Below are 15,907 nucleotides of genomic sequence, written 5' to 3'. Positions count from 1 at the left end.
TGAGTGATCACAAGCTGTTGCATGAGACGTGAAGGAATCGAGAAGGGGCCGCACCCAAGAAAGGTGCGGCCCTTTGCCCCCGCGATGCGCCTCTGAGGAACGCGCACCATGCATTCACTACTGCTGACTCGCACCGGGACCATGAGCAGTTTGGCTTTTCGCTCTGACGCCGAATGTCTTCATGCGCTGCATCGAGTTTCTCAGCGGACGAGAGGACGTCTCCTCTCGTTTCCACGAAGACGCTGGCGCCGTCCTGACCCACTGTCCGTTCCTGATCGAGGAACGCGACACGGTCGAACATCGCTGCGACGGCACCGATGTAACCGCAGATGTGCTCAGCACCGTCGAACACCTACCACGGGCAGAGGAACCGTCGATATGGCACGTTCTCCCTGCACTTCCAGCCGCCCCAGCCGACCTGCCGCCTAGCGCGTGGGGAAGAGCCGGCCCAGGTTGCCGTCGGACGGGAAGTCGGCGGAGCCGGGGCCCGTGGCGACGATCAGTGGATCGGGGGTCCCGACGACGTCGTGGTCCTTCTCGTCGTAGTCGAGCACCGACAGCACATGGCGGATGGCCTCGATCCGGGCCCGCTTCTTATCGTTGCTCTTCACGATGGTCCAGGGGGCGTCGGCCGTGTTCGTGGACAAGAACATGGCTTCCTTGGCCTCGGTGTAGGCGTCCCATTTGTCGAGTGACTGCAGATCCATGGGGCTGAGCTTCCAGCGACGCACCGGATCCGTGTGGCGCTGGGCGAAGCGCCGGCGCTGCTCCTCCTGCGACACGGAGAACCAGAACTTGATGAGGTGCAGGTCGCTCCGCACCAGCATGCGCTCGAGCTCCGGAGCCTGCCGCATGAACTCGAGGTACTCGGCCGGCGTGCAGAACCCCATGACGCGCTCCACCCCCGCACGGTTGTACCAGGAGCGGTCGAACAGGACGATCTCCCCGCCGGACGGCAGCACCGACACGTAGCGCTGGAAGTACCACTGGGTACGTTCCTTCTCGCTCGGCTTGTCCAGCGCCACCACACGGGCACCGCGCGGGTTCAGGTTCTCGGTGAAACGCTTGATGGTGCCGCCCTTGCCCGCGGCGTCGCGCCCCTCGAACAGGACGGCCACCTTCTCACCGCGCGCCCTGACCCAGCCCTGCATCTTCAGCAGTTCGATCTGCAGCGCCCGCTTGGCCTTCTGGTACTCACGCTCGGTCATCCGGGTGTCGTACGGGTAGTCCTCCCGCCAGGTGGGCTGGTCGGGATGCGGCAGCACCACATGATCGACGTCGTCCGTGTGGGGAGCGGGTACCGGCACCGGCACACCGGGCGCCTCCGCGGGGCCGACGACGGCGGTGCCAGGATCGTCCGTCCCCGCGTCGTCGGGCGTCCCCGCGTCGTCGGGCGTCTCGGCGTCGTCGCTGGTCACGGGGCGCGCCTGAGCGGTCGTCCCGTCAGTCGTCTCGTCCGTCGTCTCGTCAGTCATCGTGCTCCTCGTCATCCTCCTGCAGCCACTCGAGCGCCTCCTCCTCTGCGCTGAAGAAGCGGGTGAGCGACATCGACTGGTGGGCGAAACCCGTGATCACGGCGTCCACCGGGTCAGCGCAGATCAGCGCGACCTTCGGCCCGATATCGGTGGTGGTGATGAGCTCCCGGGCCTCGGGGTCGATCCGCACCAGCTTCCGCACATAAACGGCGAGTCCCGTGAAGTCCCCACCCGTCAGGTCCTGCAGCACTTCTCCCGAGCGCGCGACGTCGGCGACAGTGATGATCACACCCTCGTTCCATCGCAGCTTCACGATGGAACCACTGCGTTCCATCGTGAAGGAATCCGGCTGATGAACCATTCAGACCCTCCGGGAAGCGGTGCGTATCGGTCGCCTCTCCGACACCGACTCCCCATCGTGGCAGAGGAGCGCCGGCGCCGCTGCGGAAGGGCATGCACTCCGACGGGGTGGACGGGCATAGCCCCGGGCGCTATGCCGCGTCACCCGACGCGGCCGGAAGGTGCAGCGGGGCGGGCGAGGAATGGACCGGCTCGGCTGCCGGTTCTGACCGGTGCAGGCACCGTCGACCAGGAGGACACCGTGACACGACCATCGGCAGTGGAGAGCTGGACCCGTTTCCGTGCGGCCCGGGATGCGGCACTCGCCGAGCCGCACGGCTGGCTGACTCTGACGTCCTTCCAGTGGCTCGGCGCAGAGCCCGCGCCGGTGGAGCACGTGCCGGGGCTGTGGTCCGCGGACCCGGAGGGTGCGTCGGTCATTGCCGGGCCCGACGACGCCCTGACGGAGCTCGCGACGGACCGTCCCGTGGTCGGGGCTCTGATCGTGGCGCTCGAGGACGAGGAGTCGCTGATGTGGGTGGCCCACGGAGGCGGGGACGGCCGGCGGATCGTGGTGGAGCTCGCGCGCCGCGCGGGGCGCTACGCGATCAGGACGAGGGACGCAGAGGCCCCGACGCTCGCTCGCTTCACCCGGGTGCCCGTCTTCGACCACGCGCCCGACCTCGTGGTCACGGCCCGATTCGAGCCCTACGCGGAGCCTCGCACGGAGGTGATCCGCACGGCGCACCCGGAGGTGTCCGGCGAACAGGTCAGCGCGGGCGATGTCGTCTTCACGCTGCCGGGCGGTGAACGGCAGCATCGTCTGCGGGCCGTCCAGGAGGAGAACGGGTCCCTCGCGATCACGTTCCACGACACCACCAACGGACTGAGCACCGCCCCCTGGCGGAAGGTCTCGACCGGCCGGCCCGGGCCGGACGGCACGGTGGTCATCGACTTCAACCGCTCGGTCAACTACCCCAGCGCCTTCACGCCGTTCGGCACCTGCCCCATGCCGGTGGACGGCAACCGGATCGACACTCCCATCGAAGCCGGCGAGCAGGTGCCCGCCGGCGGCGAGGGGTGAGCTGGTGGAGCTCCTGTCAGGCCTTCGCGTCGGGATAGATGCTGCGCGTCTCGGTGCGACGGTTGCGGTTCGTGACCCAGTCCGAGGGGTAGACCTTCGGCAGGACGTTCGAGAGCGCCAGGCAGGCGTAGATCACGGTGTTGATGGCCACGAAGGCGGCCAGCACGGCGAAGAGGTTCGAGTGCAGCACACTCTCCGGGAGGAGGATTCCGGCGGGGACGATGATGGCGGGGCTCATGGCTCAGGCTTCCTGTGACTCGAGGGTGCGGGTGGACGAGGCGTGGTCGAGGTGCTTCCACGCGGCCTGGCGGCCGACGGAGATGTCGATGATGCCCTTGACGTAGATGATGTTGAGGACCATGTCGAAGACGAGCTCGGGGAAGAGCGTGGCGGCGAGCAGGCGTGCCCTCCAGCCGCCCTTCCACACCGTGATGACGCGCTCGGCGGTGAACAGCAGGCCGAGGCCGAGCCAGAACGGGAACCACACCCACTCCTGCAGGGCCACGATGGTGATGAGGATGAGCCCGAGGTAGGCGCTGAGCGCGATCACGCCGTAGCCGATGCCGAGCTGCTGCGCCCAGTACCGCATGGTCGAGGAGGTGAGACCGTAGGCACCGATGTTCTCGAGGGCACCCCGCTGCCAGCGCAGGCGTTGGTTCCAGAGCGTCCGCCACGACGGCATCAGCTCCGTGACCACGGTGCACTGCTGCGGTGAGATCATGAGCCCGCCGAGGGACTTGATGGCGATGGTCAGCTCGTTGTCCTCGGTGAGGGCGGCGGTGTCGAACACGTCGCCCTGCGTGCCCGGGATGGAGGTTCCGCGGCTCGCGGCGATGGTGCGGAGCGCGACGGGCCGGAAGAGCGACGCCGTGCCGGTCAGCACGAACACGCGGCCGCGGCGGCGGCGCATGAGACGGCCGTAGCGGATGTACTCGTTGCGCTGGAACTGGCCGATCAGGCCGTGCCCCTCCTCGCCGTAGAACAGGCCGCCGACGGCCATGAGCGCGCGGTCCTGCTCGAAGCGCATGGCAGCGTGCGAGAGGAAGTCGTCGTCGAGCTGGGTGTCGGCGTCCATGACCATGACGGCGTCGTTGTCACCCTGATGCGGGAGCACGAGCGTCAGCGCCTGGTTGAGGGCGCCGGCCTTCTTCTTCGTGTTACCCACGGACTCGATGACCTCCACGCCGGCCTCGCGGGCCAGGCGGACGGTCGCGTCCGTGCAGTTGTCGGCGACCACGATGATGCGCTCGGGCCGGTGGGACTGCGTCTTGAGAGAGGCGATGGTCTGCGGGAGCGACGCCTCCTCGTTGTGAGCGGGGATCAGCACCGTGATGGTGACCTCGCCGGCGAACTGGCCGCGGTTCGAGGCCATGACGATCTTCGGGGCCAGGGGGCGGTGGCCGGAGTCCACGGAGCGGCGCGAGGAGATGGCGATGCGGCGTTCGACGACGGCGAGGCCGGCGGCCGTGAGGAGCGCCAGCGCGATCGCGGCGAGGATGACGCCGGCCTCGGGAGCCTCGGAGTTGTACAGCACGCTCCAGACGCCGATCACGGCGTCCCTCGATTCGGAGATCGAGGTGTCGGGCCCCTGGGCCGCGACGGCGAGCCAGAGGAGACCGGCGGCGGCCAGGACGATCGCTGCGATCACCAGACCGACCACGCGGTCGAGCTTGCCCCGTGAGCGGTAAGTCGGCGGCGTCGCGTCGTCGTGCGTCTCGTCCTCGACGGCCGGTGCGCCGTCACTGTGTCGTGTCCCCTGCAGTGTCATCGCGGTTCGTGTCCCCTGATAGGCAGTCGATGGCGGCTCGATCCGAGCGCCGGGTCTGGTTTCGCCCGGTCTCCCCGGCGTCCTGACGAGTCTTTCGTCGCAGCCTTGATCGGGCCCCGCGGGAAGTCCGAAGAAACCCGCAACAAACGGCGTGGCTACCGAGCGCCCGGTGCGGACACCGAAGACGAGGGGAAGATGTGGGGAAGAATGGAATCATGACCCATCCGGCGGACGCCCTGCTCCCCCGGCCGCGACGCACGCTCGCCCCGGGCGCCGTCCACGTACCCGGCTGGCTGGACCCCGAGGAGCAGCGCACGCTCGTGGAGCTCTGCCGCACGTGGGCGAGCGGGCCGGTGCCGATGCGCAGGGCGCGGATGCCGCACGGCGGCGTCATGTCGGTCAGGAGCATGAGCCTCGGGTGGCACTGGCTGCCCTACCGCTACAGCCGCACGGCCGATGACGTCGGGGGCGCCGCCGTCGCCCCCTTCCCGGACGTGCTGCGCACGCTGGCCCGCAGCGCCGTGGAGACCGCCATCGACGCCGGTGCCGCGGAGACGTACGAGCCGGACGCGGCGCTGATCAACTTCTACGACGACGACGCCCGCATGGGCATGCATCAGGACCGGGAGGAGCGCATCGACGCTCCCGTCGTCTCGCTCAGCCTCGGGACATCATGCGTGTTCCGCTTCGGCAACACGACGAACCGGAACCGGCCGTGGCAGGACGTCCAACTGGAGTCGGGTGACCTGTTCGTGTTCGGCGGGGCGTCGCGCTTCGCCTACCACGGTGTGCTCCGCACGCTCCCGGGTACGTCGCCCCCCGATCTCGGTCTCGACGGCCGGCTCAACATCACCGTGCGCCGAACCGGCCTGTCCTAGCGTGCGGCGAGGATCATGCCCCGCGCGTAGGCCGCCTGGCCCGCGTGCTGCACGGCGTCGTCCACCACACTGACCAGCCGCACCAGCAGCGTGACCGGTGGGTCCCAGCGCTCGTCCACCACCGTCCGGAGGTCCTCGTCGTCGAGCCCCGCGATCAGGCTGAGGGTCAGCGCATGGACGGCGCCGAAGTAGTCGAGCAGCTGCTGGGCGGAACTCACGGTCACGGCGCCCACCTGCTCCGGCGTGTGGCCGTAGCCCGTGTCCTCGGGATCGAGCTCCAGCGCCCAGCGGTCCGCGTAGCCGTGGGCGAGCCACACCTGGTCGTGGCCGAAGGCGTCCGCGAGGTGGTCGTCCTCCACGCGGGTGAGGTGCCAGATCAGCCAGGCGATCGAGTTGCCGGTACCGCCGGGCCGCTCGGCGAGCTCCCGGGCGTCGAGGCCCTCGAGGGCGCCGCGGACGAGGTCCGGCACGCGTCCGTGGGCCTCGGTGAGCACGTCCACCGATGTCATGGCTGATTCCTTCCGCTCGCCCGCCGCGCCGGTCGGCGCACTGCCCGCAGTCTAGGCGTCGGTGCGCGTGGCGTCGCGGGTGACGCCGGACTCGCGGTAGAAGCCCTCGATGTGCTCCCGGACGAGGGTGGCCGCACCTGCGCCCCGGCCCGCCGTCACCGCCTCGAGGATGCTCCTGTGCTCCCCCCGCAATCGCTGCGACGTCGCGGACCAGTCGGGGAGACCCTCGGTGAGGCGCTGCGTGTACTCCTGGATGGAACCGCGGAGCGAACCCATCATGGCGCCGATCAGCACGTTCCCGGCGGCGCCGGCCAGCGCCACGTGGAACAGCGCGTCGAGTTCCAGGAAGCGGGCCGGTCCGTCGTCGTGCCCGTCCATCTCGTCGAGGAGCCGCGCGGCATCGGCGAGGGAGGGCGAGTCCGGTGAGGCGTGGGCGGCCGCCCAGGTCTCCAGCAGCACGCGTGTCTGGACGATGTCCGCGACCGGCAGGTGCGTGCTGGCCACGTGGAGGCGGAGTGCGGAGTCCAGGGCGAGTGCCGGGTTCGCGGTGATCACGGTGCCCGCGCTGGGGCCGGATCCCACCCCCGCGCGGACGACGCCGAGCGCCTCCAGCACCCGGGTGCCCTCGCGTACGGACGCCCGGGAGATGTTGAGCTGCTCGGCCATCGCCCGCTCGCCGGGGAGGCGGGAGCCTACGGCCAGGCGTCCGGCAGCCAGTTCCTGCTCGAGCCAGGCCGAGACGACCTGATGGTTACGCATGCGGCCAGCATAGCTTGTGTGGTCGGACCACAGGTCGTAGGATCGGTGGCCAGACCGCTCCGGCGGTTCCCGGCGTTCGTGTGCGCCGCGCCCGACGACGAGCAAAGGCCCCTCATGCAGACACCCTCGAGCAGCTCCGTGCCTCCCGCCCTCAAACGCCGCGTCCCGAAGGTCGCCGACCTCGCGCCGCTCATGCAGTTCAAGAAACCGGAGTTCAGCGCGGCGGCGCGGCTGAAGCGGGCCAACACCATCTGGGACCTCCGCGACATGGCGAAGCGCCGCACTCCCACCGCACCCTTCGACTACACGGACGGCGCAGCCGAGGCGGAGATCTCCCTCGGGCGTGCCCGCGAGGCCTTCCTGGACCTCGAGTTCCGCCCGGGCATCCTGCGGAACGTCCAGACCGTGAGCACCGTGACGCCGATCCTCGGCCGCGATTCGGCGCTCCCCTTCGGTATCGCCCCGACCGGCTTCACCCGGATGATGCAGTCCGAGGGCGAATACGCCGGCTCCCGTGCCGCCGAGGCCGCCGGCATCCCGTACACGCTCTCCACCATGGGTACGGCGTCCATCGAGGACGTCGCCGCCGCCGCGCCGAACGGGCGCAACTGGTTCCAGCTGTACCTGTGGACGGACCGCGAGCGCTCCATGGAGCTCATCGCGCGGGCAGCCGCCGCGGGGAACGACACCCTCATGGTCACGGTGGACACCGCCGTCGCCGGTGCGCGACTGCGCGACGTGCGGAACGGCATGACCATCCCTCCCGCCCTGACGCTGAAGACCGTGCTCGACGCCTCCTACCGGCCGGCGTGGTGGTTCAACTTCCTGACGCACGAGCCGCTCTCCTTCGCCTCGCTCTCGCGCTACTCGGGCACCGTGGCGGACCTCATCAACTCGATGTTCGACCCCACGCTCACCTTCGAGGACCTCGACTGGCTGCGCAGCGTCTGGAAGGGCAACCTCGTGGTGAAGGGCATCCAGACGCTCGACGACGCCAAGAAGGCCGTGGACCACGGCGCCGACGGCATCATCCTGTCCAACCACGGCGGCCGGCAGCTCGACCGAGCACCGGTGCCCCTGCACCTCCTGCCGCACGTCGCGGCGGAGCTGAAGGGCAAGACGGCGATCATCCTCGACACAGGGATCATGAGCGGCGGTGACATCGTCGCCGGCATGGCGCTCGGGGCCGACTTCACGCTCATCGGCCGGGCGTACCTGTACGGACTGATGGCCGGCGGGCGGAAGGGTGTGGACCGCACCATCGAGATCCTCGGGACGCAGACCGCCCGCACCATGCAGCTGCTCGGCGTGAACCGGATCGAGGACCTCACCCCCGACCACGTGCGCCTGCTGGGCGACGCATCGGTGAACGCCGCGGTGCGCACGGACCTGCCCGCGGCGGCCATGTCCCTCTGATCCCGGCACGCACTGTGTTCACCGATTTCATCAGGGCCTGGAACCAGGGCCGGAACGCCGCGCTCTACGAGAAGGAGAACGCCGCGATCGACCACGAGGGCTCGCTGTGGCGCGCTCTCCGGGCCGCCGGCCCGTGGGAGGGCAGGGACCTCCTCGACCTCGGCTGCGGCACGGGGTACTGGCTTCCGCTCTATGCCGGGGAGGCCCGGCGGGTGTACGGGGTGGAACCCGATGAGTCCCTCCTCGAGGCGGCGCGCGGCAGGCCGGGCGGGGCCGAGGTGCTCCACGGGTCGGCAGAACACATCCCGCTCCCCGGCGCGAGCGTCGACGTGGTGCACGCCCGCTTCGCCTACTTCTTCCCCTCGCCCACGAACGACTGCTCAGGCGGACTGGCCGAGGTCCTGCGGGTCCTCCGGCCCGGCGGCACGCTGGTGGTGATCGACAACGACCAGCGTGAGGGCGAGTTCGCCGAGCTGCTGCGGGCCGAGGACGCCGCGGAACACCAGGGTCCGGGCGCCTTCATCCTGAAGTGGTGGCGTGCACAGGGAGCAACGAGCCGACAGGTGATGAGCAGCTGGACCTTCGGATCCCATGGCGACCTCGCCGACGTGGTGGGGATGGAGTTCCCCGGGGGCGCGGCCCACCCCTGGCTCGACGATCACCCTCACCGGACGTCCCTGACCTACGGCTACCTGCTCCACACGCTGACGGCGCCGGCGGCCCTCTGACGCTGGCGTCACAGGGGCTGTGGCTCCACGTCGTCCCGGAGTGGGTAGGATGAGCCCCCGGTGCTGCCTTCGGCATTGGTTCAGACGAGAGCCGCCCGTCATCTCCGTCGTACCCAGAAAGGCGATCCCTTGGACTCGCGACTCACCCCTTCACAGCCCTTCCCCGAGGACCTCACGTCCCTCGACCTGCCCGACGTCGAAGTACTGAACAGCAAGGTCGAACGGGAGCTCGACCACGAGCACATCAATCACGGCGAGACACATCCCGAGACGGATTTCCGCCACGAGGAGCTCGACGAGGAGCTCGACCGTCGCGACGCCGACTCGGCGTCCGACTCGGCGTCCGACTCGGCGTCCGACCAGCAGTCCGTGGACGAAGAATCCCGGAACACCGCGTCGTCCTGACCCCCGGGTCGACGCGGGTTCTTCCTGTCCAAGGACCACCCGGTTCTTCTCCCACTCCGCATGAGCTGACCGTTCGACGAAGGAACCGCCCGTGCCCGACGAAGGCGAACTCGCAGTCCAGGCATCCGCTGACCGGATGACCGCCCTGCTGCAGGACATGGTGCTGGACAGCGCCGATGTGCACGAGTTCCTCCACGGCCTGGTGACCGTCGCCGCGCAGGCGTTCTCGGTCGATCACGGCGAGGTGTTCTGCGGCGTCACGCTCCTCCGGCCGAGATCGATGGCCACCGTGGCGAGCAGCAGCGAGCGGGCGCAACTCATGGACGAGGTGCAGTACGGGTTCGACGACGGGCCCTGCCTTCTCGCGGCCCGCGAAGACCACACCGTCCACGTGCCGGACTTCCTCCTGGAGACCCGCTTCCCCGCGTACCGGGAGGCGATCGCCCGCCATGGGGTCCGATCGGCGCTGGGCATCCCCATCCGGCTGGATTCGGGGGCGAGCGCGGGCCTCGACTTCTACTCCCTCGAACCGCACGCCTTCGAAGCGCGGAGCATCGCCGTGGCGGAGGGGATCGCCCGCGACGCATCGAAGTCCCTGCGCCTGGCCGTCCGGATCGCCGCGCTCGACGACAAGGCCGCGCACATGACCGCCGCCATGCAGTCACGCACCACCATCGATCTGGCGGTCGGCGCCATCATGGGTCAGAACCGGTGCACCCAGGACGAAGCCATCGCGATCCTCCGCACGGCGTCCCAGGGCCGCAACCTGAAGCTCCGGGACCTCGCAGCCGACCTGCTGATGTCCCTCGGGCAGAAGGACCCCGTGCGCACCCACTTCATCGATTGACGGCGGCACCCGTCCCCTCCTAGGTGCGGCCCCTCGACCGCGCTTCGGCCTGCTGCTCGCGGCCGCGTTCGACGAGGCGGTCATCACTGGACGCGTTACCCCTGAACTCGATGGCCACGCCCTCCACCTCGTCCATCACGGCCCGGGCGGCCTCGGTCACAGCGAGGTCGGCGTCCTCCTTCGGCAGTGCCGGGACGACGGCGATGGCCGTCACGGCGTCGTCGTCGTCCGCCGCAGTGGCGCTCGGCGCACCGTCCCCGCCGTCGTCCGCCGCAGTGGAGACGGGGGCAGGGGCGACCGCCGCGGGCCCTCCCGTGGCGTGCCGGATGCAGAGCTCGGCGACCTCACGGGCGTGCGCGTGCATCACCGAATGGGCGGCTCCCTCGATCTCGACGACGCCGGCGGTCGCGGGGAACGTCCGGCCGAGCTGTGCGACCCAGGGGCGCGGACATACGGCGTCGTGCTCACCGCGGATGACGAGCGTGGACGCCCGCACGCGGGCGGCCGCTTCCTCGATGCGGTAGGACATCATGCGCGGGAGGATCTTCAGGAACCAGCCGAATCCGCACGTGAGGTACGCGACCACGGCGAGCAGCTTCACCCGGAAGGGCTCCCGCAGACCCGCCCTCAGGAAGCGGAAGGCCTGCACGGGCACGGAGCGCGCCGTCGCCTCGATCACCGGGCTGATCAGCACGAGGGTGGAGAGCTGCGGCCGGGACGCCGCGAGTTCGGTGCAGATCTGGGTGCCCATGGAGTGCCCCACGATCACCGGGTCCTCGAGCCCGAGATCCTCGACGGCCTTCGCCACGAGGTCGGCGAACTGCGCGATCGAGAGGGCGTGACGCGCGTGCGGCACTCCGCCGAACCCGGGCAGATCCAGCGCGTGCACCGGCCCGAACCGCAGGAGGTGGGGCGCGAGTTGCTCGAAGTAGTGGGAGGACACCCCGATACCCGAGACCAGCACGAACGCGCGCCCTCCGGCCTCCCCCACCGAGCTCACACGCGCCCAGACGCCGTCGCCGTGGACCCTCCGGACAGTGATGTCCGGGCTGTGCTCCGACCGCCCTGTTTCTGCCACGTCTCATTCTGATACCGGACGGCGGCAAAGCCTGAATCCGGGACTACTATTCAGGCAGGGTCCCGCTGGGGCGGACCCGATTCATCAGTCTGGGGAGACACACATGGAGCGTGGGCGAATTCGTCATGCGTTGCGATACAGGCGTGCACGGACGCTGCTCTACGTCATCGGCCTGTTCTGGCTGTGGGTCTGGCTCGGCAGCGCCGCACTCCTCGAGGGTCTGTACCACTCGCCGCTGCACGCAGCGCTGGCCATGTACGCCATCGCAGTCGCCGTCCTCGTCTCCCTCCCCACCGCACTCCTCGCCGTCCTCCGGATGATCCTGGCCCACCCCGGGCGCAATGGCGTGGTCGTGGCGCTTCCGCAGCGTGCCGCGCCCCCTGCTGACACCGCGGACTGGTGGGAGGACCGGCATCGGCTCCTCGGCGGGCCGATCACCGCGTCCATCGCCCGTGTGTCCCCGGCACGACCGACGTCGCCGGTCTTTCCGGGCGGGCCGGACCATCCGGGCGTCCGCGCCGAACGAAGAGCGTAAGCCGGGCGGTGTCCGTCCGGCCTGCGGGCCGCGTGTGCGCCCCGCACTACCGCGGGGAGCAGCGTGCAGCATGTGGATCGCGGTACGGCCGCGCTGCTCGCGCTCGGCGAGGAGGTCGACGACGGCGAACGCGGCCACGTCCGCGCCTGCCCGGAGTGCGAGTCCGCCGTCGCCGTGGTCCGCGCGGACCTGTTCCGCCTGAACGACCCCGACTCCCCCGCACCGCCGCCGCCTGCGTCCGTGTGGGAGCGGATACTCCGGCGCCTCGACACCGACGGCCGATCCGCACCGTGAGCGGACTCCGCGCGCCATGAGCATCTTCGCCGGGCTGCGCAAGCCCCCTGACGGACGCACGTGTGCGATGGACGCGATCCGCCGGCCCTGCAACGCTGATCGGTAGACCATGCCGAGCAGGCTGACCGACGTCCCAGGGGGCCACCATCACGTCATCCTCCCGTTCGTCGGGCGCGCGGCCCGGCGACTCCCGGCCGGGCCCCGGCCTGTCCTCCCCGCAGGAGGCAACGCGGCGCAACGTCCTCGTCGGCGTGCTCTTCGGCCTCGGGATCGTCGCCTTCGTGGACGAGACCGTGTTCCATCAGCTCCTCCACTGGCACCACTTCTACGACCGGTCCACGCCGGCCGCGGGGCTCGTGTCCGACGGCGTCTTCCACGCCTTCAGCTGGTTCGCCACGGTGGCGTCCCTCTTCCTGTTCGCCGACCTGCGACGCCGCGGCATCCTGCACCTGCGTACCTGGGCTGCGGGCATCCTCCTCGGCGTCGGCGCATTCCAGCTGTACGACGGCCTGGTGCAGCACAAGGCGCTCGGCCTCCATCAAGTGCGGTACGGCGTGGACCTGCTGCCGTACGACCTCGTGTGGAACCTCTCCGCGTTGGTGATCCTCGGCGCCGGCGCCCTGATGCTCCTCGGGCTCCGACGCACGGCGAGGTCCACCCGTGGCGGTGCCTGACCCGCACGGGCATCCGCTGCCGCCGGGGTCCGGCGCCGGGCTGCCCGGGGAGGCCACCGTCGTCGTCCTCTGGATGGTGCTCTGGGTCGCGCTGGCGGTCCTCTACCCGCTCGCCGGCAGGGGTGCCGCCCTGCGGGGGCGCGGCAGCTGGCCGCCCGGAAGGACGGCGTCGTGGCTCGCAGGCGTGGGCCTCGGCGTCGCCGTCACCACCGGCCCCGTGGCGAACCACGCCGCCGGCTCGCTCACCACGCACACCGCCGTGCACGTCGTGCTCGCGATGATCGCCCCGGTGCTGCTGGTGCTCGGCGCGCCCGTCACGCTGATCCTCCGTGCAGTGCCGGCGCATGCCGGACGGCGGATCAGCAGGATCGCGCGGTCCCTACCGGTCAGGGCCATGACGCATCCCGTGACCGCCGCCGTGCTGACCACCGGGCCCATGGCCGCGCTCTACTGGGACGGCTCGGGCCTCGCGATGCTGCACCGCCCGGTGCTGGGACCGCTCCTGCACCTGCATTTCCTGGCGTCCGGCGCCCTGTTCGCCTACGCCGTCGTCGGCCCCGATCCGAACCCGCACCGCGCAGCACCCTGGCTGCGCTGCGCGGTGGTGGTCGCATCCATCGCGGCGCACGGCGTGGTCGCGAAGCATCTCTACGGCGTGGCGGAGCGGCCGGGGCTCCCCGCCGACACGGAGCAGGCTGCGCAGCTCATGTACTACGGGGGCGACGCCGCGCACGCACTGTTGCTCGTGGTGCTCTGCGCGCAGGTGTACCGGCGGACGGGGCGCCGGCTCCAGCCGGCAGTGGTCGCTTCTCCCCAGCGCCTGGCCTGACCATCGGGCTGTGTTGTTAGCCTTGCCGGAGTCACGGACCGACATCCACCCGAAGGACCTCCATGCCCCGCCCCCTGACCGTCGCCGGTCTCGCTCTCGCCACCCTCCTCGCCCTGACCGCCTGCTCCACGCCCTCGGAGGAGGCACATGCGAGCCGGACCTACTCGTCGGAGGAGCTGTCCGGGTTCCTCGGGGAGGTCACGGACGCGGACGGGGAGACGCTGAGGGTGATTCCCACCGCCGATCTCGCGGAGGGCATGGCGCAGTCCAAGGCGTTCCTCGAAGGCGTGACGATCACTCCCGAGGAGTGCAGCGTCTACGTGTCCAACAGCTTCGACGTCCCTGAGGACGCGGGGTACGCCACCGGGGTCTCGGGCGCGGAGGGCGACGCCGTCCAGACCCTCGTCTCGGTGGCCTCGTCCGACGACACCGCGTTCACCGAGGAGCGGCTCACCGCCAGCACGGAGGCGCTCGACACCTGTGCCACCTTCACACTGACGACCCAGGGCTTCGAGGTCACCCAGACCGTCGAGTCGCTCGACGCCGGCACCGACGCACAGGAGACGTACGGGACGGTGACCCGACAGACCTCGGGTGACGGCGGGGAGCAGCAGACCATGACCGTGATCGGCAGCAGCGGGTACCTCTCCGTCACCGCCGTCCGAACCGCGACGGGCGAGGTGCCCGAAGGGACGCAGGGCCAGCTGGAGGAGCTGGTCAACTCCACCCTCGCGGCCGTCGGCTGACCACAACCGCCTACACCCGCGGGAGCCCGATGGCGTCAGCCACTTCGTCACGGCGCTGCCGGGTGGACAGAAGTAGGTCATTCCTCATATAACTAGTTTTGTGAACTATCAGCCGTGATACTTCGCGGACGGACAAAGGACGATGAGGACATGACGCAGACGCTCGACGCAGCCCAGCCCGCCACCGATGCTCCGCTCCACTGCGGCGACGCCATGGTCCTGCGCGAGACGTCCTACCGCGGGACGCCCTACGGCGTCATCGGTGAATCTGCACGGCCCGCCGACATCGAACTCGTCTGGGCCTGCGCCTGCGGCTTCCAGCTGGCCCACGAGGAACCCGCCTACCTGGCCCTCGCCCTCTCCCCGTACCTGCGGAAGGTGGCGGCGGCGGCAGCGGACGTCGAGTCCACCCGGTGGCACCTCGACCAGGTGACGGAGGAGCTCGAGACCGCGGTGGCCGACGCCGTGGAATCCGGAGTGGCGATCGACGTCATCGCGGACGCCGCGGACCTCGAAGCCAGGGAGACCCATCAGCTCGTCCCAGGCGGAAGCGAACTCATCGACGTCGGATAGGCCGGCGAACGGCCCGATGCGGACCTCCGAGTGGATAATGGAGGTGCACACCATGCTCCTGAGGAGGGCCGCATGAGCTCGAACGACCAACCGGGCACCATCGACACCGTCGACTTCACCCCCTGGCCCCGTCCTGTGCCCACGCACGTGCTCAGCGGGATCAAGAAGCTGTTGCTCGTGCTGACGATCCTCGTGGGAGTGCATCAACTCCTGCCGTCGACGACGATCGGATCGTCCCTGAGCAGCACGTTCACCCTGCTGGTGGTGATGTCCTGGCTCGGGCCTCTGGCACGGATCCTCGCGGCGAAGCCCTGGGAGCGGAAGAGCGGCGGGGAACCGGCGAAGGACGCGTAGCCGCAGGTTATCCGCAGCACGTCACGGATTCATTAACTTCCACATACTGTTCGCTTCATGACCCTTTCTCTCGCCCTCTCGGGCGCTCTTCCCCTGATGACCACCTCGACCACCAACGACGCCGCAGCGGCTGCGGGTGCGGCAATCGGCGGACTCATCAGCGCGGTGTTCGGGATCCTGATCCTCGGCCTGGCCCTGATGGGCATTTTCAAGAAGGCCGGGCGGCCCGCGTGGGCGGCCTTCGTCCCGGTCTACAACATCGTCGTCCTCCTGCAGATCTGCGGGCTCTCGCCGTGGCTCGTCCTTCTGGCCTTCATCCCCGTCGTGCAGATCGTCCTCATCGTCCTGATCGCCATCAACCTGGCGAAGGTCTTCGGTAAGGGTGTCGGGACAGCTGTCCTCATCTTCTTCTTCGCGGTGATCATGTACTTCGTCCTCTCGTACGGCTCAGCGCGCTACCTCGGCACCGAGGCAGCCCGCCTCCCGCTCAGCCAGGCTCCCAACGCCCAGATGAGCAGCTACCAGGCCTGAGCGACGCTCGACCACTGATTGGTAGATCGACCGGATGCAACAGAGCGCGGCACCTCTCGTAGGGGCCGCGCTCTTCTGCTCTCGG

21 protein-coding genes are annotated in these 15,907 nt (G+C 69.7%); 14 read left to right on the top strand and 7 right to left on the bottom strand.

Annotated features, from left to right (window positions below; genetic code table 11):
- Window positions 1-425 precede the first annotated feature (425 nt).
- Together ppk2 and AC4D12_RS00530 are read right to left on the bottom strand one after the other, a co-directional pair.
- Window positions 426-1,475 (bottom strand): polyphosphate kinase 2, encoded by a 1,050-nt coding sequence (gene ppk2, locus AC4D12_RS00535; RefSeq protein ID WP_490947836.1) that lies wholly within the window; start codon window positions 1,473-1,475, stop codon window positions 426-428.
- Window positions 1,468-1,836, bottom strand: coding sequence for a DUF7793 family protein (locus AC4D12_RS00530; protein WP_490947835.1), 369 nt, complete (start codon window positions 1,834-1,836; stop codon window positions 1,468-1,470). The genes ppk2 and AC4D12_RS00530 overlap by 8 nt, the downstream gene beginning before the upstream one ends.
- Before the next feature lie 240 nt (window positions 1,837-2,076).
- On the opposite strand from AC4D12_RS00530, the gene AC4D12_RS00525 reads away from it, so the two are divergent.
- The gene (locus AC4D12_RS00525) at window positions 2,077-2,898 is read left to right on the top strand and encodes a DUF1684 domain-containing protein (protein WP_490947834.1); all 822 of its coding nucleotides are present in this window, start codon (window positions 2,077-2,079) and stop codon (window positions 2,896-2,898) included.
- A 16-nt stretch (window positions 2,899-2,914) separates the two neighbouring features.
- Here the strand turns inward: AC4D12_RS00525 and AC4D12_RS00520 are convergent, their stop codons facing one another.
- Together AC4D12_RS00520 and AC4D12_RS00515 are read right to left on the bottom strand one after the other, a co-directional pair.
- Entirely contained in the window at window positions 2,915-3,136 is a 222-nt protein-coding gene (locus AC4D12_RS00520; RefSeq protein ID WP_490947833.1) for a hypothetical protein, read from the bottom strand.
- A gap of 3 nt (window positions 3,137-3,139) precedes the next feature.
- Complete coding sequence (locus AC4D12_RS00515; RefSeq protein WP_490947832.1) at window positions 3,140-4,666, bottom strand: glycosyltransferase family 2 protein; 1,527 nt, start codon at window positions 4,664-4,666, stop codon at window positions 3,140-3,142.
- Window positions 4,667-4,881: 215 nt separating this feature from the next.
- Here AC4D12_RS00515 and AC4D12_RS00510 point away from each other — a divergent pair, with 215 nt between their 5' ends.
- The gene (locus AC4D12_RS00510) at window positions 4,882-5,544 is read left to right on the top strand and encodes an alpha-ketoglutarate-dependent dioxygenase AlkB family protein (RefSeq protein WP_490947831.1); all 663 of its coding nucleotides are present in this window, start codon (window positions 4,882-4,884) and stop codon (window positions 5,542-5,544) included.
- On the opposite strand, the gene AC4D12_RS00505 is transcribed toward AC4D12_RS00510, so the two are convergent.
- Window positions 5,541-6,053 carry a mycothiol transferase gene (locus AC4D12_RS00505; protein WP_490947830.1) on the bottom strand — a complete coding sequence of 171 codons (513 nt, stop codon included), beginning with the start codon at window positions 6,051-6,053 and terminating at the stop codon, window positions 5,541-5,543. The two genes, AC4D12_RS00510 and AC4D12_RS00505, sit on opposite strands and share 4 nt — an antisense overlap.
- A gap of 51 nt (window positions 6,054-6,104) precedes the next feature.
- On the bottom strand, window positions 6,105-6,812 hold the full coding sequence (locus tag AC4D12_RS00500; RefSeq protein ID WP_490947829.1) for a FadR/GntR family transcriptional regulator: 708 nt from the start codon (window positions 6,810-6,812) through the stop codon (window positions 6,105-6,107).
- A gap of 114 nt (window positions 6,813-6,926) precedes the next feature.
- On the opposite strand from AC4D12_RS00500, the gene AC4D12_RS00495 reads away from it, so the two are divergent.
- The 4 genes from AC4D12_RS00495 to AC4D12_RS00480 all read left to right on the top strand — a co-directional run bounded on the left by AC4D12_RS00495 (window position 6,927) and on the right by AC4D12_RS00480 (window position 10,208).
- Window positions 6,927-8,228: an alpha-hydroxy acid oxidase gene (locus AC4D12_RS00495; RefSeq protein ID WP_490948750.1), complete on the top strand. Its 1,302-nt coding sequence runs from the start codon at window positions 6,927-6,929 to the stop codon at window positions 8,226-8,228.
- A 14-nt stretch (window positions 8,229-8,242) separates the two neighbouring features.
- Window positions 8,243-8,956 (top strand): class I SAM-dependent methyltransferase, encoded by a 714-nt coding sequence (locus tag AC4D12_RS00490; RefSeq protein WP_490947828.1) that lies wholly within the window; start codon window positions 8,243-8,245, stop codon window positions 8,954-8,956.
- Window positions 8,957-9,085: 129 nt separating this feature from the next.
- Window positions 9,086-9,361, top strand: coding sequence for a hypothetical protein (locus AC4D12_RS00485; RefSeq protein WP_490947827.1), 276 nt, complete (start codon window positions 9,086-9,088; stop codon window positions 9,359-9,361).
- 91 nt (window positions 9,362-9,452) lie between these two features.
- On the top strand, window positions 9,453-10,208 hold the full coding sequence (locus tag AC4D12_RS00480) for an ANTAR domain-containing protein (protein ID WP_490947826.1): 756 nt from the start codon (window positions 9,453-9,455) through the stop codon (window positions 10,206-10,208).
- 19 nt (window positions 10,209-10,227) lie between these two features.
- Here AC4D12_RS00480 and AC4D12_RS00475 read toward each other — a convergent pair whose 3' ends face one another.
- Window positions 10,228-11,286 (bottom strand): alpha/beta fold hydrolase, encoded by a 1,059-nt coding sequence (locus tag AC4D12_RS00475; RefSeq protein WP_490947825.1) that lies wholly within the window; start codon window positions 11,284-11,286, stop codon window positions 10,228-10,230.
- A 130-nt stretch (window positions 11,287-11,416) separates the two neighbouring features.
- Here AC4D12_RS00475 and AC4D12_RS00470 point away from each other — a divergent pair, with 130 nt between their 5' ends.
- The 8 genes from AC4D12_RS00470 to AC4D12_RS00435 all read left to right on the top strand — a co-directional run bounded on the left by AC4D12_RS00470 (window position 11,417) and on the right by AC4D12_RS00435 (window position 15,822).
- Entirely contained in the window at window positions 11,417-11,821 is a 405-nt protein-coding gene (locus AC4D12_RS00470; RefSeq protein ID WP_490947824.1) for a hypothetical protein, read from the top strand.
- Between the two features lie 63 nt (window positions 11,822-11,884).
- Window positions 11,885-12,115 carry a hypothetical protein gene (locus AC4D12_RS00465; RefSeq protein ID WP_490947823.1) on the top strand — a complete coding sequence of 77 codons (231 nt, stop codon included), beginning with the start codon at window positions 11,885-11,887 and terminating at the stop codon, window positions 12,113-12,115.
- A gap of 251 nt (window positions 12,116-12,366) precedes the next feature.
- Complete coding sequence (locus AC4D12_RS00460; RefSeq protein WP_490947822.1) at window positions 12,367-12,789, top strand: DUF2243 domain-containing protein; 423 nt, start codon at window positions 12,367-12,369, stop codon at window positions 12,787-12,789.
- Complete coding sequence (locus AC4D12_RS00455) at window positions 12,776-13,618, top strand: cytochrome c oxidase assembly protein (protein WP_490947821.1); 843 nt, start codon at window positions 12,776-12,778, stop codon at window positions 13,616-13,618. The genes AC4D12_RS00460 and AC4D12_RS00455 overlap by 14 nt, the downstream gene beginning before the upstream one ends.
- A gap of 62 nt (window positions 13,619-13,680) precedes the next feature.
- Window positions 13,681-14,364, top strand: a complete 684-nt coding sequence (locus AC4D12_RS00450) for a hypothetical protein (RefSeq protein ID WP_490947820.1) — start codon at window positions 13,681-13,683, stop codon at window positions 14,362-14,364.
- A 150-nt stretch (window positions 14,365-14,514) separates the two neighbouring features.
- Entirely contained in the window at window positions 14,515-14,937 is a 423-nt protein-coding gene (locus tag AC4D12_RS00445) for a type 2 periplasmic-binding domain-containing protein (protein WP_490947819.1), read from the top strand.
- A gap of 72 nt (window positions 14,938-15,009) precedes the next feature.
- Window positions 15,010-15,291: a hypothetical protein gene (locus AC4D12_RS00440; RefSeq protein WP_490947818.1), complete on the top strand. Its 282-nt coding sequence runs from the start codon at window positions 15,010-15,012 to the stop codon at window positions 15,289-15,291.
- Between the two features lie 57 nt (window positions 15,292-15,348).
- Window positions 15,349-15,822: a DUF5684 domain-containing protein gene (locus AC4D12_RS00435; protein WP_490947817.1), complete on the top strand. Its 474-nt coding sequence runs from the start codon at window positions 15,349-15,351 to the stop codon at window positions 15,820-15,822.
- The last annotated feature ends 85 nt before the right edge of the window (window positions 15,823-15,907 follow it).

This window comes from Arthrobacter sp. TJ-266 (assembly GCF_058269115.1).
The sequence above is the reverse complement of the archived record's forward strand: the minus strand, read 5'-3'. Positions and strand labels throughout refer to the sequence as shown.